Annotated in this window: 20 protein-coding genes; 2 read left to right on the top strand and 18 right to left on the bottom strand. The window is 50.3% G+C overall.

The features are described 5' to 3' along the window. Positions 1–7: 7 nt before the first annotated feature. The 11 genes from EDM59_RS06090 to pdhA form a co-directional block, all read right to left on the bottom strand. Positions 8–1,573: a hydantoinase/oxoprolinase N-terminal domain-containing protein gene (locus EDM59_RS06090; protein WP_122922775.1), complete on the bottom strand. Its 1,566-nt coding sequence runs from the start codon at positions 1,571–1,573 to the stop codon at positions 8–10. Beyond that, a complete protein-coding gene (locus EDM59_RS06095; protein WP_122922776.1) occupies positions 1,570–2,667 on the bottom strand; it encodes an S-methyl thiohydantoin desulfurase family protein in 1,098 nt (365 codons plus the stop codon). Before EDM59_RS06095 ends, EDM59_RS06090 begins: the two co-directional genes overlap by 4 nt. 25 nt (positions 2,668–2,692) lie before the next feature. Beyond that, complete coding sequence (locus tag EDM59_RS06100; RefSeq protein ID WP_122922777.1) at positions 2,693–4,015, bottom strand: purine-cytosine permease family protein; 1,323 nt, start codon at positions 4,013–4,015, stop codon at positions 2,693–2,695. Positions 4,016–4,366: 351 nt separating this feature from the next. Continuing rightward, positions 4,367–4,912, bottom strand: a complete 546-nt coding sequence (locus EDM59_RS06105) for a GrpB family protein (protein ID WP_122922778.1) — start codon at positions 4,910–4,912, stop codon at positions 4,367–4,369. A 58-nt stretch (positions 4,913–4,970) separates the two neighbouring features. Further along, positions 4,971–6,362 (bottom strand): hydantoinase/oxoprolinase N-terminal domain-containing protein, encoded by a 1,392-nt coding sequence (locus EDM59_RS06110; RefSeq protein WP_183192825.1) that lies wholly within the window; start codon positions 6,360–6,362, stop codon positions 4,971–4,973. Then, positions 6,331–7,470 (bottom strand): S-methyl thiohydantoin desulfurase family protein, encoded by a 1,140-nt coding sequence (locus EDM59_RS06115; RefSeq protein WP_122922780.1) that lies wholly within the window; start codon positions 7,468–7,470, stop codon positions 6,331–6,333. Before EDM59_RS06115 ends, EDM59_RS06110 begins: the two co-directional genes overlap by 32 nt. Before the next feature lie 21 nt (positions 7,471–7,491). After that, positions 7,492–8,877: a sigma-54 interaction domain-containing protein gene (locus EDM59_RS06120; RefSeq protein ID WP_122922781.1), complete on the bottom strand. Its 1,386-nt coding sequence runs from the start codon at positions 8,875–8,877 to the stop codon at positions 7,492–7,494. Positions 8,878–9,156: 279 nt separating this feature from the next. Then, entirely contained in the window at positions 9,157–10,596 is a 1,440-nt protein-coding gene (lpdA, locus tag EDM59_RS06125; protein WP_122922782.1) for a dihydrolipoyl dehydrogenase, read from the bottom strand. Next, positions 10,597–11,898, bottom strand: coding sequence for a dihydrolipoamide acetyltransferase family protein (locus tag EDM59_RS06130; RefSeq protein ID WP_122922783.1), 1,302 nt, complete (start codon positions 11,896–11,898; stop codon positions 10,597–10,599). It lies immediately after the preceding gene. An 18-nt stretch (positions 11,899–11,916) separates the two neighbouring features. Next, positions 11,917–12,900, bottom strand: coding sequence for an alpha-ketoacid dehydrogenase subunit beta (locus EDM59_RS06135; RefSeq protein ID WP_122922784.1), 984 nt, complete (start codon positions 12,898–12,900; stop codon positions 11,917–11,919). Next, complete coding sequence (gene pdhA, locus EDM59_RS06140) at positions 12,897–13,964, bottom strand: pyruvate dehydrogenase (acetyl-transferring) E1 component subunit alpha (protein WP_122922785.1); 1,068 nt, start codon at positions 13,962–13,964, stop codon at positions 12,897–12,899. Before pdhA ends, EDM59_RS06135 begins: the two co-directional genes overlap by 4 nt. Before the next feature lie 188 nt (positions 13,965–14,152). Here pdhA and EDM59_RS06145 point away from each other — a divergent pair, with 188 nt between their 5' ends. After that, the gene (locus tag EDM59_RS06145) at positions 14,153–15,562 is read left to right on the top strand and encodes a sigma-54 interaction domain-containing protein (RefSeq protein ID WP_122922786.1); all 1,410 of its coding nucleotides are present in this window, start codon (positions 14,153–14,155) and stop codon (positions 15,560–15,562) included. A 218-nt stretch (positions 15,563–15,780) separates the two neighbouring features. On the opposite strand, the gene EDM59_RS06150 is transcribed toward EDM59_RS06145, so the two are convergent. The 5 genes from EDM59_RS06150 to EDM59_RS06170 form a co-directional block, all read right to left on the bottom strand. After that, complete coding sequence (locus EDM59_RS06150; protein ID WP_122922787.1) at positions 15,781–17,439, bottom strand: flavin-containing monooxygenase; 1,659 nt, start codon at positions 17,437–17,439, stop codon at positions 15,781–15,783. A 207-nt stretch (positions 17,440–17,646) separates the two neighbouring features. Further along, positions 17,647–18,102: an SRPBCC family protein gene (locus tag EDM59_RS06155; protein ID WP_122922788.1), complete on the bottom strand. Its 456-nt coding sequence runs from the start codon at positions 18,100–18,102 to the stop codon at positions 17,647–17,649. Next, the gene (locus EDM59_RS06160) at positions 18,095–18,412 is read right to left on the bottom strand and encodes an ArsR/SmtB family transcription factor (RefSeq protein WP_122923399.1); all 318 of its coding nucleotides are present in this window, start codon (positions 18,410–18,412) and stop codon (positions 18,095–18,097) included. Before EDM59_RS06160 ends, EDM59_RS06155 begins: the two co-directional genes overlap by 8 nt. Before the next feature lie 108 nt (positions 18,413–18,520). Beyond that, positions 18,521–19,756, bottom strand: coding sequence for an MFS transporter (locus tag EDM59_RS06165; RefSeq protein ID WP_122922789.1), 1,236 nt, complete (start codon positions 19,754–19,756; stop codon positions 18,521–18,523). An 8-nt stretch (positions 19,757–19,764) separates the two neighbouring features. Continuing rightward, positions 19,765–20,208, bottom strand: a complete 444-nt coding sequence (locus EDM59_RS06170) for a helix-turn-helix domain-containing protein (RefSeq protein ID WP_122922790.1) — start codon at positions 20,206–20,208, stop codon at positions 19,765–19,767. A gap of 231 nt (positions 20,209–20,439) precedes the next feature. Between EDM59_RS06170 and EDM59_RS06175 the strand changes: the two genes are divergently transcribed. Continuing rightward, positions 20,440–20,823, top strand: coding sequence for a hotdog family protein (locus EDM59_RS06175; RefSeq protein WP_122922791.1), 384 nt, complete (start codon positions 20,440–20,442; stop codon positions 20,821–20,823). Positions 20,824–21,088: 265 nt separating this feature from the next. On the opposite strand, the gene EDM59_RS06180 is transcribed toward EDM59_RS06175, so the two are convergent. Both EDM59_RS06180 and EDM59_RS06185 read right to left on the bottom strand, forming a co-directional pair. Next, entirely contained in the window at positions 21,089–21,472 is a 384-nt protein-coding gene (locus EDM59_RS06180) for an acyl-CoA thioesterase (protein ID WP_122922792.1), read from the bottom strand. 37 nt (positions 21,473–21,509) lie between these two features. Continuing rightward, entirely contained in the window at positions 21,510–22,076 is a 567-nt protein-coding gene (locus EDM59_RS06185; protein WP_342769192.1) for an NUDIX domain-containing protein, read from the bottom strand. Positions 22,077–22,116: the final 40 nt, after the last annotated feature.

Here is a 22,116-nt window from a genome sequence, read left to right on the forward strand (position 1 = left end):
GAAATGTTTAGACCTCTACCGGTGCTGCAAGCGTCCCAGCCGCTTTTACGCGAATACGGGTGGCATTGCCCAGATAGGACAAGGGAATGTCTTCAAACTCAACGATTTCAACGGTTTCCGGTTCAGCTCCAGCTGCGATGGCTTCATCGATCGCCATCCGTTTCGCCGTTTCCAGCGTTTGCTCGCGGCCCGTTTCATCCAGAGAAAAGACCCGATCAATCTGTCCACTGATTTGCGCAATCGCGGCACCAATGGCATTGGCGACACCAAAGTTCTCTGGGCGGATAAGCTGTGATGCTCCTTTTAAGGTATCGGGGAACAGAATGCTTCCGCCACCTACCAGAATGACTGGAACGGGCTCTGCACTGGTCTTCATCTTGTCGATCGCTTCCTCAGCCATCTCGACGATCCGGCTGTAGATCTTCTCGAGAAGCCCTTTATCCAGGTGGGCCACTTTTTGCGGATCACCCAGATCCACTTTTCCGAGCGCGATCACAACATCCGTCGTAGTCAGCGTATCCCCGCCAAAAGCAAGACCTTTCTGTGGCAGCTGATAGCCGACGCTGTCAGGCCCGACCGTAAACTGCCCATCGTCTTTGATTCGCACAATCGTACCTCCACCCAAACCGATGGAGATCAGGTCAGGCATGCGGAAGTTCGTGCGTGCCCCACCGATTTCCACGGCCAGTGAGGATTCGCGCGGGAAGGAATTGACGAGGACGCCAATGTCTGTCGTTGTTCCGCCTACGTCCACCACGAGAGCATTTGCCAATCCGGACAGATAGGATGCGCCGCGGATACTGTTCGTAGGTCCGCAGCCAATCGTGAGGATCGGGTACTTGATGGCGTACTCGATGCTCATCAGCGTCCCGTCGTTTTGTCCGAAGAAGACTCTTGCGTTGACGCCTTCTGCCTTCAGTGCGTCTATGAAACCATAGGCGGTCGTTTTTGCTACCGTCACGATAGACGCATTCAAGATCGTTGCGTTTTCGCGCTCCAGCAGACCTACGCTGCCGATTTCGTACGACAGGGAAATGGGGACTTCATCGCCTAAAACTTCTCGCAGGATTTCCCCAGCTCTCAGCTCGTGATCTTTGGCGACAGGAGAAAAGACAGCCGCTACCGCTACCGAATCTACATTTCCTTTGATTTCATTTGCGATTCGGTAGAGCTCTTCTTCATCCAGCTTCACGATTTCGCGACCATCGAACTCGTGACCGCCACGTACGATGTAGACGCGCTTGCCCAGCAGGGCTTTTAAGTCATCCGGTACGCCAACCAATGGCTTGATCGCCAGGGATGCAGGTGCTCCAATCCGGATATAGGCGATTTCATTTAATCGTTTTCTTTCTACAATCGCATTGGTGCAATGCGTGGTTCCGAGCATCGCGTACGTAATCTGCTCGCGAGGAACACCTGCTTGCTCGATTACTTCTCTCATGGCTGCATAGATCCCGCTGCTGACATCCTGCGTTGTAGAGGATTTGGTCTTCGCCAGCACTTTGTATTCACTGTCCAACAAAACAGCGTCCGTATGCGTACCACCTACGTCAATTCCGATGCGGTAATTCATTTCGCAACACTTCCTTTCTCTGCCAGCTGCTCTACCGGGATGTAGTCGGCATCATAACAGAAGTAACGTGGTCCCACCGTTTCAATCCCTTTTTCTGTCCGCCATTTTGGATGGCAAGGCATGCCGATGACGACACAACGTGCACCGTAGCGCAATCCTTCCGTGGTGATGGGAAGTCCGGTTTCCGCATCCAGGACGGCAATCAAGTCAGGAGTGACGCAAAGCAAACGATCCTTTGTACGGGCCAGGAGATGTTCGTTCTGGAAGCGGATTTCGAGATTTTCACCTTTATAGGCCTGCAATCCCTCGATTTTGGCGACTCCACGTGCCCAGCCGCCTTCTGTTTTGCGATCTACATCCACCACTTTACCGCGGAACAATTCAAAGCCGCTGGTCAGCTTCAGCACTTCTTTGACCGGATCCACGTTTGTTTCCTTCGCCAAACGGATAGCGCGGCCAATCTCTTCTTCCAGCTGCAAAATGCTGTGAATGCCGCTTTCCTTCAGGTTTTTGCCCAGCATTGGATAAATCGCGCAAGTGGCAGATCCACCTTTTTGCACCGTTACACTGCGCGCAATTCTCTCTGTCCAGGAATTATCAATGGTGTCCATGATTGTCACGTTTCCCTTTTCATCCGCCAGAACCATTGGCGTAGCGGAGATCCCATCGAGGTAAAAAGTGGTCATTTGCAGCTCTGGGAAAGCACGGCCCATTCCGTCTACATCCACAACCGGCAATCGCAGCTGTGCCGCCAGAGCCAGAGGCAGCATCGAGTTGATACCGCCCGCCTCGATCGGATACGTAGCAAAAACTTCTTTTCCCATGTACTTCTCCAGGGATTGAAAAGTTTGCGCGACTTCATGCCCGCTTGGGATCTTCTCGATCAGGACGGTAGGTGCGCCCATTCCACCTGATGCGACGACAAGCGCATCGTCTGGAACTTCCTCTACTGACAGCAAGGTAATGGGTCCGTATTCTTCGACTGCCTGCAGAGCCATCAATTTGCCGATGTACGGATCGCCTCCGCCTCCGGTTCCGAGTACGGCCGCGCCAATTGCGATGTCTTCTATTTCTTGTTTACCTATCTGTCTCACATGTACCTCTCCTTTGATTTCAGATTCACCCTGCTTTGTCCATTTTCACATTCCATTTTTGATCCAGAGATGCCCCGAATACCTTCATACCGGCGTAGTAAACAATACCGGCGACCACCAAGGAGTTGATCGAAGGAATCCCCCATTGAACCATGTAGCCGACCCCAAAGCCTAGAGCCCAAGCGACGAGCGAAACCGGATTCCACGTTTCACTTACGGCTGGCAGCTCCCCGCGCTCTCGGCTTTCATCCAACACTTTTCTGCTTCGTTTTAAGATGAAATAATCAACTACCATGATTCCGGCGATAGGTGGGATCCACACCCCTAGAAAAATAAGAAAATTAACGAATTGATCCAAGATACCGAGAACAGATAAAATCGTTCCCGCAATTCCGACAATTAGCGTGATAAGTCCGCGATTCACGTTCTTACCGAACAGGGCATGGATGATGTTGGTGAAGCCTAGCGAAGCCGAGTACAGATTAATATCGTTGATTTTTACGGTAGCAAAAATGACGGTTGCAGCTCCGATCCAGCCAGACGTCTGCAAAGCAATCGTCACCACATCACTCGTTTTGACAGCGTGAGCCATTAGTACTGCGATCAGATTGATGATAATTTCTCCGATGACAACAGAGATCAAAGTCGACCAAAGCACGTCTTTGCTGCTTCGGCAATAGCGGGTCATGTCTGGTGTCAGCACCGCCCCAACCATGAAGCTTCCGGCTACCATCGTCGCCGCTGCTCCCAAAGAAAGAGCTGGACCAGGTGCTGCAGAAGACATGAGCTCAGGCAGCGAGTGGCTTTCAAACACATGGTAGATTCCGTATGCGACAGTCAATAGAAACCCCGGAACGGCGATCTTGGCCGTTACTCCCAGCCACTTGAAACCAAAAATAACGATCACGGTGACAAACAATCCTGTCAGAGTCGCAGCGAGAGGAAATCCTAATGCCCCACCGACAGCGTCATTGATCCCGTTTGCAAATACGGAGTTCTGCACACCGAACCAGCCGATGGTAGAAACCGCGATGACGAATCCGATAATACTGGACCCGTATTTGCCAAACCCCGTCCACCTGCTGAGCATACTGGTGGAAAGTCCCTCGCGCGCACCGGCAATCCCGATGAGGAGGATGACTACTTCCAGGATAATGGCACCGAGAAAGCTAGCTAATGCAGCGTCCCAAAAGGACATGCCATACCCGAGAAACGCTCCAAGAATGAACTGACTGAGAGAAGTAAAAGCACCAATTCGAATGACGAGAATTTCCCACATCGGTACGCGTGCCTCTTTCGGCACCCTGCTCAGCGAGAAATCGTCAGCCATGTTTGAATGACCTGCCATGATATCGCCCCTCCTTTACCTTCTTTGTTTTTCTGGATGTAACAGAAAAGACTGAATGTTCACCTCCGAACAGTTTGAATATTCTTTGTTGCAAATGCCATGCCAACGTTAAAAGCTAGATATTCCTTGCCTTTTCGGTTGCAGTTGAGAAATTTCTCAGCTCACAAAACAATCTAAATTCACAGAAAACGATTGTTACTGAAGACTTTTGTGATGTTTTCTCAATTTTTCTCTACTTTTCGCACAATTATACTTTTTCTCAACCTGAGAACTCTCCCTTATAAAAAAGAAGCCGAATTTGCAAGGACGCCATGCCCACTGCAAATCGGCTTTTATACTTGATGCTTTTTTCTACCCATCAGATGTACTGGGTCGCCATCCTATTTCTTGGGACCAAATATGGGCTTTCTGCAGAATATCCCAAACGATCGGACCCTTTCCTTCCACATATTTCGGACGTTCCGCTCTGTATAGCTCCATTAATCGATGCTTTTCTTGGGCGTACCGCAAGCAATCCGCAGGGTGAGCACGCAAGAAGTCCCTGAAAAGCAAGGTGACTTGTTCGGAATAACTACCGGCCTCTCTTACATGAATATGCGTCCTGCGATTTCCTGGTATCTCCCGAAAATACCTCTTCGTCCTGTCCGGATTTTCTTCTCGTAACACGAACCCCACGTTTTCAATCTTCTGCTGATAGGTCGAGATGTCATCAACGTTTCTTACCGATATTTGGATATCGATAATAGGCTTTGCTGCCAAACCAGCGACAGAGGTGGAGCCGACATGGTCGATTCGAACAGCCGAATCTCCCAACGACTCTCTTAATCTAGTAGCAACGCCACGAAACAGACTCTTCCATCTGGGGTCATACTCGGATATTCTCCACTGATCCTCCATTTGGCACTCCCCTCTGCAATCGGATTCTCATGCTGACAGGTGAAACGATTCCTTTGGATTACCGCAGATGCTGAAAATCCAAAGTCCCTATGGCTTTCACCTTGATACGTATTGCTTTCGTTGGCATATAGGCAATAGGGTTGATTTCTACTCTTTGTACGAATACCGTCTTGGGGGACGCTCCTTCTGCGATGGCAGCGTCAATGGCCTCCTGTTTCGCGATTTGAATCGTTTTATCCCGCTCTTCTTCATCCACCCAATAAATACGATCGACGGCTCCGCTCACCTGCGCGATACAGGCACCAATCGCACTAACATGTTCATACTCGGTTGGATGCAGTACATCTGACCATGGATACTTGAACGAAGGGAAAATGCGATCGCTCCCATCCCCCACAAAAACGATAGGGAGGGGCTCGAAGCGAGGCTGAAACCTTTGAATCGCGTGATAGATCGCATCCAGCGTGTCGTCGTCGTAAGTACGATCCTCATTGACGGGGAGAGTCGTAACATCTGACATTTGCAGACTGACGGGAACACCGGCCATTTTCATGTTACGGCGCTTTTCTTTTGGAAATCCGCGTTCCAATGCCCCGATACTCACTTTAGATTGGCAAATATCGACAATTACACAATCGTTTAAACCTGTGAGCAGCGAAGCTCCACGAAAGCTGTTGGAAATCCGTGACCCACAGGTACGAATCGGATATTGCAAGGCAGACTCATAGCCTAAGAGCGAACCATCGTTCTGTGTAAAGTAGATCTTCGCGTGGAGCCCGTTTTGATGCATCAGGTCCTGGAGCCCTTCGACGGAACGCAGGATCGTCTTCGATAAAGCTGCATTGAAAATACTGGAGTTTTCCCGCTCCAAAAAACCGATACTGCCGAGCATATGCGATTTGGTGACAGTACAATCATCCCCCACGATCTCGCGAATCCATTGCTCGACGATATTTTCATGCGCAGGGTTCACAAGTGAAAAGGCGCCTGTGATCGCAAATGAATCGATGCCCTCCTCACGAATCGTTTCCAGAAAGGTTTCCAGATCGTGCCTTGCCGGTTGCACGGAGGAACTGCCGTCCATCTCGTGTCCCCCGTATAACTGAAAAGGAGTGACTTCGATCGCTTTTTGAATCGAATCGGATGCTCCGTACAGTGGCGGGATGGTGTTTTTCGCATGCCCTATGCGGATCGAGCAGACTTTAGAGAGTCGCTCCCCTTTTTCTACTAGATTGGCAAAGTAATCGGTTCCAATAATCACTTCACCTATACTCGTGCAGCTCTTGCCAGGCGCCGTGATGTCTTTTATAACTTCGGAAAGCCCGGTTAAAAAGTCTTTTTGGGTAGGGGACTTCGCCACATGCAGGATCGATCCATCACGGTTCATGACAATGCCCGTCGTTGTTTTGCTATTGATATCAATCCCAAGCCGCAGCACGATGTATGCCATTCCCCTCATCTGAGATTAGTTGTTCGACCGGTACATAATGGTCCATCAGGCCAAAATTCCAAGGGCCAACGACATCGAGCATTTTCGGATGGCGAACGAGTATGGGACAAGGGATCGCTACCACCCATACCTTCATTTGGAGCTCCAGCTCATCAATCATTACGGGGAGTCCTGTGTCCGCATCCAGGATACAAAGAATATCGGGTACGGTTGTGATGACTCGCTCGCCCTGCTTTGCCAGCAAGTATTCGTTGAAAAACTGAACCTCAATTTGCTCGCTGTGATGATAGCCCGTTCCTTCCACGATGGTTTCCCCGCGTAGCATCCCGTCCTTCAAATAGCGCTGGACGTCCACAATTTTTCCTTCGATCAGCTTGAAGGGCTTACCGTATATGGAGTTTTGTAAAACGCGCGAGAGATGGAGAAATACACGGTGTACATCCGCTCCAGCGGCCAAAATACCTTCCCCCAGCCTTTTGCACAATAAGAATGTGTGTGGAATGACCGCTTCTTGCAGCGCTTTGGCTTGCATCGGAAAGGAAGCTGCTGCTACCGATCCGCCCATGCCAGGTAAAGCATTGCGCGCCATTTTCTCCACTTCCAAGGTGGATTCATGATGAATCCGCACGCACTGACCGTTGTCGGCGCAAAGAATAAAGGGGCTCGCCTGTATGCCAAAAGCATGAAACGTCGTCATTTGCAATTCTGGAAAGGCTCTTCCCATCCCATCACAATCGACGAGTGGAAGATTCGTTAAGGATGCTGCCAAAATGGGCGTAATCGCATTGATTCCCCCGATTTCAAAAGGCACAATCACCTTGGCTGTAATCTGCTTCTCGTTTTCCAGAATCCGCAAAGCCGTCGTAAATTCTTGACCGGACAGGAACTTCTCATACCCGACCGTTTGGGAGCCCATCATCGACAGGGTAACCCCCCAATCCTCATCCTGAAGCTCAAAGGGCGAGAGAAGTCGAACGGGTCCCCGATCCCGTATCTCCTGCTTGGCCATCATTTGGATAATAGAGGGATCCCCACCGCCGCCAGAACCGAGAAACAAGGCACCGCAGGCCAAAGAATCGACGTCCTTTTCCGTTAGAATTTGACTCATGTCCACCCTCCCTTCTGCGTGCTACACCAAGTGCTTTCGCTTGATCTTGCTTAAACGTCTGTACAACGTCGCGACACTGATCCCGAGATGCTCGGCCGCTTTTCGTTTTCCTTCTGTTGTTTTGCCAAATCGTTGGATCGCTTGAATAATCAGCTGCTCTTCCGTCTTTTCCAAAGAAGAATCCGCAAAGGACGGAGCTGGAGCAACGGATGCAGCCACGGTTTGCTCTTCTTCCGATACCCGATCGCCTCGAATGGACGCAGGCAAGCTGCTGATTGTCACCAAATCCCCGATCTCCAAGTTCACAATGTACTCCAATGTATTTTCCAGCTCACGGATATTCCCTGGCCATTGATATTCCAGTAAGCATTTCATGGCCGCTGTGGTAAAGCGCTTGGGCTCCTTGCCTAGCCGATCTCCAAACCATTTCATGTAAAACTGGATCAGATCGTACAAATCTTCTTTACGATTCCGCAGAGCGGGGACATAGAGCGGGATGACATGCAGACGATAGAACAGGTCCTCACGAAATTGTCCGCTGACAATCATCGACTCTAGATCTTTATGAGTAGCCGCGATCAGCCTCGTGTCTACCGGAATGCTCTCTGACCCACCAATGCGCTCAATCCGCCGCTCTTGCAAGACGCGCAGCAGCTTCGCTTGGAGAAAGGGTGGCATATCTCCGATTTCATCCAGAAACAAGGTCCCGTTCAAAGCCAGTTCAAATCTCCCTGGCTTTCCCCCTTTTTTGGCTCCGGTAAAAGCGCCATCCTCATAACCAAACAGTTCACTTTCCAATAGGGATTCCGGGATGGCCGCACAGTTGATCGCGACAAACGGGCCGTTGCTTCGGTTGCTGGCATGATGAATCGACTGCGCCAACACTTCTTTTCCCGTCCCGCTCTCCCCCCGGATTAATACGGTCGAATCGCTTTTCGCTATTTTTCGTGCCTGCTCCAGCAAGGCGATCATAGCTGGACTGTTTCCCCGAATATCCTCGAATGAATAGCGCGTGGCATATTTTCGGTTTTTTTCGAATTCGGTCTCGATGACTTGCTCCGTGAACTGAAGGATGGCCCCTTCGACCTGACGATTGACGAATAACGGGTGCAAGCGGCATAGATATGGAAAGTGCTTGCCGGCAGCGTCCTTGATTTCTACCGGAAAATCTCGAAGGGGCTTGCCTCTCCGTACAAAGTCCAGCAGCTTCGTCGATTCTACGAGATCCGTCAGCCTCTGATTCAGCAGAACGACCTGTGAACGGCGCCAAATGTGCTCAGCTGTTGGGTTGACGTGTATGACTTGTCCACTCTTCTCAACTACCAAAATAGGCAAGGAGATAAAAGACAGAAGCCCCTCAACTTCCTGTAAAAGCATCTTCCGTTCCTTTTCTGTCTGCTCCGCCATTTTCATCCCCCTTCGCGCGCGTCCCTGTATGCGTGTTTAGACTATTATAGCCGATCTATCCGCACGCCCCCAAAAAAACTTGCTTGATCGCCATTCGACAACTTGGCTGCCCCAAGCCTTGTGCGGTGCATTGACAGTAAAGGTACAATTCTAGCTCTCTTCCTTTGAAGCCCTTCTATACTGTCTTAATCCTTGATGAATAAAAAACCTATTCCCAAAATAAAAAAGAGCTGCACGCAATCATACGTACAGACTCCTCTTATTTACTCGATGGCTTGCCTACTGCAAGACTTTTGCTTTATTCACAATATGAATGGCATGACCGAGTACCGCTTCTGCCGCTTCCAACCATACCTCACTCAGTGTCGGGTGGGGATGAATCGTGAGGGCCAAATCCTCTACTCGTGCAGCAAGCTCTAAAGCGAGCACGCCTTCTCCAATCAGATTGGAAGCATCCGCGCCTACGAGGTGCAGCCCGAGCAGCAGATGGCTCTGTTCATCCACGATGACTTCTGCAAACCCTTCTTTTTCATCCGTCGCCAAAGCACGCCCGTTCGCTCGGTAGGGAAAGGCAGCCGTTTTCACGCGATAGCCTTGCTGCTCCGCCTCTTCCTTTGTCAATCCCACTCCCGCGATTTGCGGCTCCGTAAAAATCACATAAGGGACATACGGGGTGTCAAAGCTGCTTGGCAATCCGGCAATGACCTCGGCCGCTACGACACCTTGCTTGGATGCTCGATGGGCCAAAGCTGGACCTGGCGTCACATCCCCGATCGCATAAATATGTGCCACGTTCGTACGCCCTGTGCTATCCACATGGATGTACCCTCGCTCATCTGTCTGTACGCCTGCTTGTGACAGCCCGATCTCCCCTGTATTCGGCACACGCCCAATCGTAACGAGGACTTTTTCCACGGATACCTGCTCTCGTGTGTTCAGATGGGTCAAAATATCAAGGGAAACGTGAGCTTGCTCGACAGAAACAGACTCTACCTTCGTCCCAGTGCGGATTGTCATCCCCAGCTTTTTTGCTTGCTTCCATACCTCTTGGGTGAGACTGGCAGCCGTCTGTGGCAAAACCTTGTCTGCTGCTTCCACAATGGTGACTTTTGCGCCCAGCTTGGCAAAAGCCATCCCGAGCTCCATCCCGATATACCCGCCGCCAATAATCCCCAGTGACTGAGGAACTTCCTGCAGATTCAAAGCATCCGTGGAGTCCAATATATGTACCCCATCCGGTTTCACGAATGGCGGCGTGAAAGGTCTGGAGCCTGTTGCGATAATCGCTTGGCGAAATTTGTACGTCTCGAAATCGCCGCCGGTCTCGACCCCGATCCGGTCATTGGACAAAAACGTTGCCGCGCCTTTGACTACAGTGACGCCATTTGCCTGGCAAAGCTGGTCGACACCATTTTTCAGCTGATGTACCACCGATTCTTTCCACGTCTGCCAGGTGGACATCTGAAATGCGACATCCCCTTTTGGCAGCTGAATACCCAGCTTCTCTAAACTCGCCAGCTTGTGATATTCCCCTGCACTGTGAATGAGCGCCTTGGAAGGAATACACCCTCGATGCAGGCACACTCCACCGAGTTGATCCTTTTCAACCAGGACCACTGATTTTCCCAGCTGCCCCAGGCGAATGGCAGCAGCATATCCGCCAGGTCCTCCACCGATTACCACAACATCTGTCTCGACTGCAACCTCTCCAACTACCATCTATACCATCTCCACGAACAACAAATTCGGATCCTCCAGCAGCTCTTTGATGCGGTTCGTAAACCGGACTGCCGTAACTCCATCGATTAGGCGATGATCAAAGGACAGGGACAGATTCATCATCCAGCGAATCACGCCCTCATCTTCGCGAACAACCCAGCGCTTCTCCATTTTGTGCAAAGCCAAGATCGCGACTTCCGGGTGATTGATGATCGGAGTCGCTTGCAAGCCGCCGATCGGACCGACGTTGCTGATTGTAAAGGTACCGCCCGTAATCTGATCCAGCGAAAGCTTGCCGTCTCGTGCCCGCTGAGCAAGCTCGCTGATTTCGCGTGCGATCTGGAGGATGGATTTACGATCCGCATCCTTGATCACCGGTACGATCAGCCCGTCTGGTGTATCCGTAGCGATTCCGATATGGTAAAAATGCTTCAAAAGCACTTCATTCGTCGCATCATCGATGGAAGCATTAAACGTCGGGAATTCCTTTAAAGCGATCACGAGCGCTTTAACGAAAAACGGCAGGAACGTCAGCTTGATTTCGCGCTTGCTTGCATGAGGCAGCAAACGCTCGCGCAATTCGCGCAGCTGATCCATTTCGATTTCATCCACGGAGGTGACATGCGGGATGATCGTCACGGATTTCACCATATGCTCCGCAATTTTTTTACGAATCCCTTTCAGCGGCAAGCGTTCCACTCGCATCTGCGAAGAGGTTTCAGGCATAGCAAAAGCAGTAGCCGCTATTTGCTCTTCCGCCTGTCGCACATTGGCTGACTTTGGTTCTGTTTTGGCCGGGACCAGCGAAATATCTGGTGTGCTGGGCTTGCCGCTTCCCTGTTGGAATTGACGCAGATCTTCTTCCGTTACTCGTCCGATCGGTCCTGTGCCGATGACTCGCTCGATGTCTATTTTCATTTCGCGAGCCAACTGACGCACATACGGGGTAGCCAATGAACGTCGATTCTGATTCGTTTGACTCGTTTGCGGGACTGCCGGGCGCTTCTCAGCCGCCTTTTGGATGGAAGACTCTTGAGCTGAAGCAGCTGGAACGCTCGCTGCCGCTTCACCGGTTCGGATCACCAAAAGCGTCGAGCCTACCTCTACGGTCTCTCCCTCTGCTACCTTGATTTCTTGTATGACTCCGCTCACGGGTGCTGACAGCTCTGCGTTTACTTTATCCGTCTGTACTTCGATTACAGGCTGATCCTGTGACACGGTATCGCCAGGGCGGACCAGAATCTTCAGGATTTCGCCTTCATGCATGCCTTCCCCCACATCGGGTAGCTTAAACTCTACCATTGCCCTCGCTCCTTCTTTCTAGTACGTAACCGTTTCCAAAATACCGTTCATGACACGACTTGGCGTTGGCATGTAATCATCCTCGATGCTAAATTGCGGAACAGGTACATCAAAACCGGTTACCCGCTTCACAGGGGCCTTCAAGTAAATCAGTGCTTCATCGTTAATGACGGAAATGATTTCGGCACCTACACCCATAGTCTTATGCGCTTCATGGACGACCATCGCACGCCCCGTCTTCTTCACGGAGGAGACGATCGTATCCCGATCCAGTGGGTAAATCGTGCGCAGATCTACCACTTCGCAGCTGATTCCCTGCTCCCGCTCGATCTGCCTGGCTGCGTCATCGGCTACGCGAAGCATCGCTCCCCAGGCAAAGATAGACAGGTCATTTCCTTCACGGACCACCTTTGCCTTGCCGATTGGCTCCCGGTACATTTCCTCTGGTACTTCTTCCTTAAAGGCGCGGTAAAGCTTTGTCGGCTCCAGAAAAATAACGGGATCCGGGTCTTCCATCGCTGCAATGAGCAAGCCTTTGGCGTCGTACGGATTACTCGGGACTACGACCTTCAAGCCAGGTACGTGCGCGAAAAACGATTCCACGCTCTCTGCATGCAGCTCAGGCCCGCGAATGCCGGCTCCGTACGGTGTACGAACCACCATAGGTACGTTGTAATGACCGCGCGTCCGATAGCGCATCCGTGCTGCATGGGAGACGATCTGCTCGAAGCCGGGATAGATAAAGGCGAGGAACTGGATTTCGACTACGGGAATCATTCCGTTCATGGCAAGCCCGATTGCCGCACCGATAATGCCCGATTCAGCTAGCGGTGTATCCACGACTCGATTCGGCCCATATTTTTGAAGCAGATTTTCAGTCGCTCGAAACACCCCACCGTTCACGCCGATGTCCTCGCCGAGCAGCATGGTGCGAGAATCTTCTGCCATCTTTTGGTCCATCGCTTCTGTGATCGCCTGTATCATGGTCAGTTTTCGCTTCATGCTGGGATCCCTTCCTTTTTTACAGGCTGTGCGAGTTCTTTTTCTTGTTCAGCCGCCATCCAGGTAGGTTCCGCATAGACGTGCTTGAACATATCCTCTGGACGCGATTTCGGGCAGTTCTCCGCTTCAGCCAGTGCAGCATCGATCTTCTCCCCAAAGCTTGCGAGGCGCTCGTTTTCCCACGCTTCTGTCCACAGTCCTTGCTTTTCCAAATAGACGCGCAGACGCTGGATGGGATCGCGTTCACGTCTCCATTCTTCCGATACGTTTTCCTGGTCGCGGTATTTTTTCGGATCGTCTGCAGTCGTGTGTGCCCCATAACGGTATGTCACGGCCTCAATCAATGTCGGTCCTTCCCCGGCTTGGGCACGCTCGATCGCCTGCTTCATCGTCATAAAGACCGCAAACACGTCGTTTCCATCCACGCGAACGCCAGGAATGTCATACGCGGCTGCACGTTGGGCAATCGTTTTCGACGCGGACTGCTGCGAGAAAGGAACGCTGATGGCATAGCCATTGTTTTGGCACAAGAAGATCGTCGGCGTTTTAAATACCCCAGCGAAGTTGAGTGCCTCATGGAAATCCCCTTCGGAGGTCGCTCCGTCTCCAAAATAGGCCAGGCTGACCTTCTTTTCCCCTTTCAGCTTGCTCGCCCACGCTGTACCCACGGCATGGATCATTTGGGTTGCGATCGGCACACATTGCGGCATGATGTTCAAATGACTAGGGCTGATACTGCCATCCATATGTCCCATCCAATAAAGGAAAACACGAGCCATCGACTGACCATGGACGATGCTCGCCGCATGATCGCGATACGTTGGGAACAGCCAGTCTCCAGGGCTTAGCGCCATGGCACTGCCTACCTGAGAAGCTTCCTGTCCTTCAAAAGGTGCATAAGTACCCATCCGTCCTTGACGCTGCAAGATAATTGATTTACGGTCAAACATTCGGACAAGCAGCATATTTTCAAACATTTTCACCATCGTAGCTTGATCCAGTTGGCCATCGAGGTTTGTGGCGAGCTCCCCTTCTGGAGTCAATACCTGATATAATGTAGACATTCCAACATCCCTCTCTTTCTGATTCGCTTCGTTACGCTACTGTAGAGCAAATAACGTGCCAATCGAAAAAACGGCATTTTCGACCATTATCGACGCATCGATGATCATTTTTGCATATGCATTTTTGCTCATGAATGCTCAATTCTGACTATTCCCACGAAAGACAGACTGGGTCCAAGGGGGCAACCATGTTTCGTACAAAGTTTTTTCAGTCCAGCGATACCGAGGAGCTCGTCAAACTGATGACAACCGTTCTGCAAAGCTCGCATGATGGCCTTGCAATCTGCGACAGGGATGGCTATGTCCTTCTCTATAATGAAGCGTATTTGCAAATCACGGGCATACCGGCAGAGGTGTTAAACCAATACAGCTATTTCGAGCAAAAAGATTTACATATGGTACCAGATTCCTCCGCTGTGCGGGCGATGAAGACGAAGCAAATGCACAGCGTCGTCATCGATTACGCAAATGGCCGAAAAGCGATCAATACAGCCACCCCGCTGCTGGATGAAAATCAGGAGCTGCTGTACGTTGTCGGAAACGTTCGCGACATTACGGAGCTTAACCAGCTGCAGCAGGAGCTGGAAGAGACACGTCAGATCAACACTGCCTTTCAGCAAGCTTTGGAACAAATCCGCAACGACATCGACTACGACGGACAGCTCATCTACCGCAGCAATCTCATGCTGCGAATCGTGTCACTCGCGGATCGTTTTGCCACGAACGATTCTCCCATCCTCTTGCTCGGGGAATCAGGGGTGGGAAAAGATGTGCTGGCAAACTACATCCACACGAAAAGCGGAAGAACAGGGGAATTCATCAAGATCAACTGTGGTGCGATCCCGGATCATCTGCTGGAATCTGAGTTGTTCGGGTATGAAAAAGGGGCGTTTACCGGTGCGAGTCATGCAAAAGAAGGTCTCTTTGAATTGGCGCACAGCGGCACCATCTTTCTCGATGAAGTAGGCGATCTGCCTTATCCGCTGCAAGTCAAGCTGCTTAACGTCCTGCAGGATGGGAAGATCCGGCGTTTGGGGGGAAAAACATCCCGCGAGGTCAATATGCGAATCATCGCTGCCACCAACAGCGATCTGGAAACCATGGTCGAGCAAAAGCGATTTCGCCAGGATCTTTTTTACAGGCTGAACGTCCTTTCTATTACCATACCCCCATTACGCGAGCGGCGTGAGGATATACCTGCCCTAATTTTTTACTTTTTGAAGCTGCTGGAGAAGAAATACCAGCAAGACATGCGGGTGGAGTCAGATGCGCTGGAAGCTCTGCTGGAATACGACTGGCCAGGAAATATTCGCGAGCTGAAAAACGTCGTAGAACGCTCCTACCACCTGAGCGAGCAAGGAAAAATCTCACTGGAGCAGCTCCCTGCCTCCATACGCAAAGTGCAGCATGCAGCGATTCCTGCCGAGCTGTCCACCATGGATCCTTCTCTGTCATTGAAGGAGGCTGTCGATCATTTTGAACGGGAATACATTCACCGCATTTTGCAAGAGACGAAGACCATGCAGGAATGTGCAGACCGTTTAGGCGTAAACATCTCTACGCTCGTACGTAAGAAACGGAGCTTGGGAATCAAATAGAGATTAGAAAACTTGGCTGCGCCAAGCCTTTTGCACCCAAAGGGTACAGGTCTCCGCCTTAATACCCAAAGGGCACAAGTCTTGCTATCTCACTTCGTTCGAAGTCTCGCTATGTTGCGCTTATACTGGATAAGAATCTTATCAATTCTTACTGTACAAAAAAAACAGCTCGCATCCCAAAGGATCGAGCTGTTTTTTCCTACTTTGAACGAAGCGTATTAGAGCGAGTTCACTTGCCCGCTTTCTGGAACGCGTTGAAACGTAAAGCCTTCGTACCCCCTCTCCGCGATACCTGTACATATCTGGCGGTAGTTTCCCACACCGCCGAGGTAGATGGGGAACCCAACCGGCTTATCTTTAATATTCGCGCCCGTATACCAGGATTCGGCTTTGGTAAACAGAGTTGCGCTGGCAACCTCCCAGCAGTGCTTGCTCCATGCTTCTTCTGCTTCCTTCACGGCCTCGATGCTCTCATAGCCTTGTTCACGAATATATTGAATGCAATCCGCGATCCACTCCACGTGCTGTTCGATGGATACGGGCATATTGCTCAAAACAGACGGGCTTTCCGGTCCGGTGATCATGAACATGTTAGGAAAGCCTGCGTTGGCGATTCCCAGATACGTTTTCACGTTTGCCCCTTCCGCCCACTTGTCTTTCAGCTTCTCGCCGTTTTTTCCAACGATGTCCATTTTCATCAAGGGTCCTGTCATTGCGTCGTAGCCGGTGGCGAACACCAGAATATCCAGCTCGTATTCGCCTTTTTCCGTGCGAACTCCCTTAGGCGTGATTTCAACGATCGGGTCTGCTTTTACGTTTACCAGTGTGACATTCTCCCGGTTGTAGGTTTCAAAATAGCGCGTGTCCAGAATCGGACGTTTGGTCGCAAAAAAATAATTCGGCATCAGCATTTCTGCAGTCTTTTCATCGTGAACGACCGCCCTGATCTTGGAGCGAATAAACGCAGATAGTGTCTCATTCGCTTCTTCGTTCACAAGCAAATCGTTAAAGGTACTGGTGAGAATCAGCCCCCCTTGGGCCCAAGCGGACTCATAGACCTGCTGCCGCTTCTCCTCCGATACTTCCAATGCCGAAACTCGGCTGCGTTTGTAAGGGAAACCCGCCGTCGATTCTCGCATCGACTGTTTCATCTCATGAAAACGGTTTTTGGCATGTTGCACGTACGCTTCTTCCAATTCATGATTCTGTGCAGGCGAGCTATATTGCGCTGTTCTTTGAAAAACGGTCAGGTGCAAGGCTTCTTCCGCAATCACAGGTATCGACTGAATTCCGCTGGAGCCAGTACCGATCACCCCTACACGCTTTCCATGGAAATCTACTTTCTCATGCGGCCAATTTCCGGTGTGGAACCATTGGCCCTCAAAGGTTTCGAGTCCTTTCATTTTGGGAACGTTCGTTGCCGATAAGCAGCCCACAGCCGAAATAAAATAGGTAGCCATGACGGTTGCCCCATCATTCGTTTGGATTCTCCACTTGCGCTCATCGTCATCGTAGTGCGCGGAAGTGACTCTGGTACGGAATTGAATATCTCTGCGCAGGTCGAATTTATCCGCAACGAAGTTCAGGTAACGCAAAATTTCCGGTTGTCCCGGATAACGGGAAGACCAGGTCCATTCCTGATACAGCTCTTCGGAAAACGTATAATTATAGTAGACGCTCTCAGAGTCACATCTCGCACCCGGGTAGCGATTCCAATACCAGACCCCGCCTACGCCATCTCCTGCCTCATAGACACAAGCGGACAATCCAGCTTCGCGCAGCTTATGCAGCATGTACAGCCCGGAAAACCCCGCTCCGACAATGACAGCATCAAACGCAGGCAGCGGATTAGGTTTTGTGTTGTGTTGCGTTGTCATCCAGCCTTCCCCCTCACAACGAAATTTGAAAGCGCCCTACCGAACATCCCTGTCTCCCTATCGATATTTTCATTTTATTCTTATTTCATAAGCGGAGAAATTACCTGTTTTCAGGCAGACTGACTCCCTCAAATCAGGGGGTTTGCCCCCTTTCGCAGGCATAAAAAATAACCGCTTCTAGGGCGGTTATTCGGCAGATATCATGGCTCACAGGCTAATCGGCGCCAAGGTTTTGCCTGTTTCCAGCAAGCTTTTCAGGTTGCTGAGAATGGCTGGCCATCCGTTGTTCAGTCCCTCAAATGTGTCATCTCGGTCTACGATGTCTACGGATACGAGCTTCTCATGCTTCAATGTCAGCTTGACCGCAGAGTCCATCTGTTTCAGCTCAAAGGTCACTATTGTCGGCTCTTCCCGAACAGCTGTGTCTGCTGTATACGTCCAGGTAAACGATAACACCCGATGCGGCTCACACGTTAGGATCTTTCCATAATCAGAGACTTTTCCATCTCGTGAATAGGTGATTTCAGAACCGACCTTCCAGTCAGACTGAATTTTGCTTCCAAAGAAATACTTCTCCGTAAAGTCACTATTCGTCAAAGCTTCCCAGAGTTTCTCCGGTGTCGTCGCGATGTAGGTCACATAAACGAAGGTCGAATTATCCATGTGTGTCCTCCTCCAGCTTTCTTTTCAGTTCCAGCAAAGCATCGATTCGCTGCCGCTCGTATTTCCCAATCCAACGGTCGTAGATTTCTGCGATGGGAGCGGCATTCAAGTAATGCCGTTTGTGCCTGCCTTGCCATTCCACTACGACAAGATGGGCCTCCTCCAAAATGACGAGATGTTTCGTGACCGATTGCCGAGTCATATCGAGATGATCGCACAGCTCACTAAGTGTTTGCCCGTTATTCTGATAGAGCAAGTCCAGAAGCTGCCTTCTTGTCGCATCCGCTAACGCTTTGAATACCTTGTCCATGTCTCGATTATATGCAACCAAATAGCTGCATGTCAATTCTCCTTTCTGCCATGTAGCTACGAAAAAAGAACCCCACGTTCATTCGTGGAGTTCTCCAGCCTTTTCATCTTAATGACCCGAACCAACGTGATCTACGTGCATGACGTGGCGGCGATTCAGGAATACAAAAACCACGGACAAGAGGACAAAGCACGCCCCTACAATAAACGGAACATGGGGGTTGAACCACTCTGCCAGCTTACCGGCCATCACAGGCGCAATCGCACCGCCGATAAAACGCAAGAAGCTATACGCAGCCGAAGCAGTCGAACGCTCGACTGGTGCTGCATTCATCACAGCGGTCGTAATCAGCGTATTGTTATTCCCCAGCAAAGCGCCGGAGAAAATGACTGACACAATCACGACAGCTTGTGTATTCGTCCATATTCCCATGGCGAGAAGGGTTAAGCCAAAAAGGCCGAGCATGACGGACATGGATTTGACTGTCCCAAACTTTCGCTGCAGGATGGGCGCCATGAAGACCGACGTCACGGCAAGCAAGACTCCCCATCCTAAAAAGACGTAACCCAGCCCATGCTCATCCAGTCCCATCACGAAAGGAGCGTACGCCATGAGAGTGAAAAACCCGATGTTGTACAAGCAAGCCGTCAACCCAAGCACGACGAGGGAACGATGCTTCATCGCGCGGAATGGATCGCTCAACGAGGTCTTCTTTTTCGGAGCATTGGTTGTCGCAGCCTCAGCCGGCATGAGGAAAATAAGGGCGATAAAAGCAATCACCATCAACGAAGCTACTCCAAAAAATGGACCTCTCCACGAGATCGCTCCCAGCTCTCCTCCCAGCAGTGGACCGACAGAAATACCAAGTCCGATTGCTGCTTCATACAGGATGATCGCCTTTGTCACACCTGATCGGGACAAAGAGACAATCGCCGTCAATGCGGTGGCTACGAAAAGCGCATTCCCAAGACCCCATCCTCCACGCAATCCACCCAGTACCCAAATATGATTGGATATACCCCCGAGAAAAGAAAACAGCGCGATGATGACAATCCCAGTAAGCAGCGTCTTTTTCACACCGATCCGGGAAGCAATCATCCCTGTGAACAGCATAGCTATCGCCATGACGGCATTATAGCTGGTAAAAAGCATACTGACTTCACTCGGGGTTGCATGCATCTTTTCCGCAATAGCCGGCAGAATCGGGTCAACCAGCCCAATGCCCATGAAGGCAATAATACCCGCAAAAAATACCGCCCAGACGGATCGGGGCTGCTGCAGAAGTCCAGCCTCGTACGTATCCGCACTGTTTGCCTTGGCTGCAGCATTTCCTGAACGTGACATCTTTATCTTCACTCCTGATTTGCCATCATGGCTGTGTATTTTGTTTTGGCGATTTCTACGCGCTCCTGCAAATCTACCAGTTCTAACCGGAACAGCTTGATCTTCTCCAGCTTTAGATCAATCATGCGAAGCTGTTTCTCCAGCGTTTCCTCCAGCTCGGCTACTTTTTCCAGCTTCTTCTGAATATCCTCTGTTTGCTTGGCTTCCACACGCTGACTGTTGACACTATCGCTCATCTGGATAAACTCTACAAGCTCCGGCAGTGAAAAGCCCAGCACATCCCGTGCGCTGATGATCTTCTTTAGCTGCTCAATATGCCGATCTGTATACATGCGATAGCCTCCGTCACTTCTCTCCGGCGGAAACAGCAAGCCGATTTCCTCATAGTAACGGATGGTGCGCTTCGTCAAGCCGCACTCTTTTGCGACTTCTTCAATTTTATAAAAGCTCATGACATCTCCCCTCTAGTACTCCTGATTTATGGAATTAAATTATCACGTAAGTAACGTTTACGTCAACGTTAATATTTTACGACAACACTTGCACGCTAGTAGGTGGAATCCATTTGTTGTCAAAAAACAAGGAGATGGACGATGTTACTCGAATGGTTAAATGGAAATGAAGCTTTCCCAAAGCCTGAGGTTTAGCGAGATTCCACGAAAATGTATGCGAGGTGCTACATAATGAAGGTCGGCGACATTATCTCCTGGGAAAAAGTATTTACGGTTGAAGAGGTGCAGGCATTTACACAGCTTTCTGGTGATTCCGGAGTGCATCACGTCATTCCAGATGAACGGGGAAGGCTGACTGTTCAAGGATTATTAACAGCAACTCTGCCAACCAAAATTGGCGGCGATTTTAACGTCTTAGCGAGCCATATGACGTTTCATTTTCTAAGGCCTGTTTTCACCGGTGATTCGATTCAATGTGACGTTCAGATCGAAACATACAACGAAGTTTCGGACACTCGAATTGAAATAGAGGCAACGTTTACTTGTAAGAACCAGCTAGATAAAGTGGTCCTAAATGGGAGCTTCGCGGGAATCATCAAGGACAAGCGAGTTTAAATCGTATTCCAAGCCTTTCCTACAGCACAAACCCGTGAGTCAGTGCTGCGGGCCTTAACTCACGGGTTTGTTTTTAAGAGGGAATTCCTTTTCGTTTAACAAAAAAATACCCCCGAGTTATCCCCGAGGGCCGTTGATACAATTTCTTGTTACAAAATTAGAGAATCGATCTGTAATTCACTCCAGTCAAAGGTAACAGGAAAGAATCCATCATTTTCCACACTTCCGGCCTTCTGCTTCATCATGAACGTAAAAAAAAGAACCCTTATTTCCACAAGGGTTCGACAGCTACACGCATGACATCTGGAACGCGAATTTTTTCTTTCGTATTCTTATCAACGGCTACAAAAGTCGCTTCTGCCTCCAGCACGGCTTCCTCACGCTGATTCGTGATGGTCTGCTTCAGCACGAAGCTCGTGTTTCCGACGTGGTGAACACTGGTTTGAACACGGAGCTGATCACCGAGAAAGCTCTCTTTTTTATAGGAAGCGTTCAGATTCGCCATATAAGAGCTGAATCCCAGATTGGAAAAGGCTTCATACCACGGGATGCGTGCCTGCTCCAAAAATTCCAGGTATTTCACGTTGTTCACATGTCCCGCTTGGATGACGTCCGGTTGTACGACCAGCTCATAAATAGTCGATTGCATACGTATCCCTCCCTTTTATGAACGGATTCGGATTTTGCTAGAGTCGGAAATAGACATCCCCATTTCCAACCGCTGTCGCTTTTTGATCAATCGTAAGTCCGTTTTTGTCTACGTGCAGCGCTACATCGAGCAGCCATCTGGTGAAGCTGGCCAGCTCCATCTCCTTCATTTCCTCGAGAGAAAAGAAGCCTGCCTGGTCGACTTCCACTTCATCTGGTCGAGGTTCGCCTTCTACATAATTCATTTCGAATGCGATGTATACATTATGAACGCTGCGTGGCTGGTCGCGGACCGCAACTATGCTTTTCACTTCCGCCTGGATGCCTGTCTCTTCCAAAACCTCGCGCACGATTGTTTGTTCAATCGGCTCCAGCTGTTCAATATACCCACCCGGATTCGTCCACTTTCCTTTTCCCGGTTCCTGCGCTCTGCGTACGAGGAGCATTTTCTCGTCCTTGAACACGAGGGCTCCGACCCCAATACTGTAGTTTCCCCAGTGTACATGGCCACAAGCTGTGCAGACGCGACGATCGACCCCATCTATTTCGCGGGTCTCCATCGGGTGTCCACATGACATACAGAAGTTAACAGCCATCTCTCTCATCCATCCCTTTTTCTTTCTATGATAAGAAAATGATAGCAGA

It is taken from the genome of Brevibacillus nitrificans (assembly GCF_003710965.1).
Taxonomy (GTDB): domain Bacteria; phylum Bacillota; class Bacilli; order Brevibacillales; family Brevibacillaceae; genus Brevibacillus; species Brevibacillus centrosporus.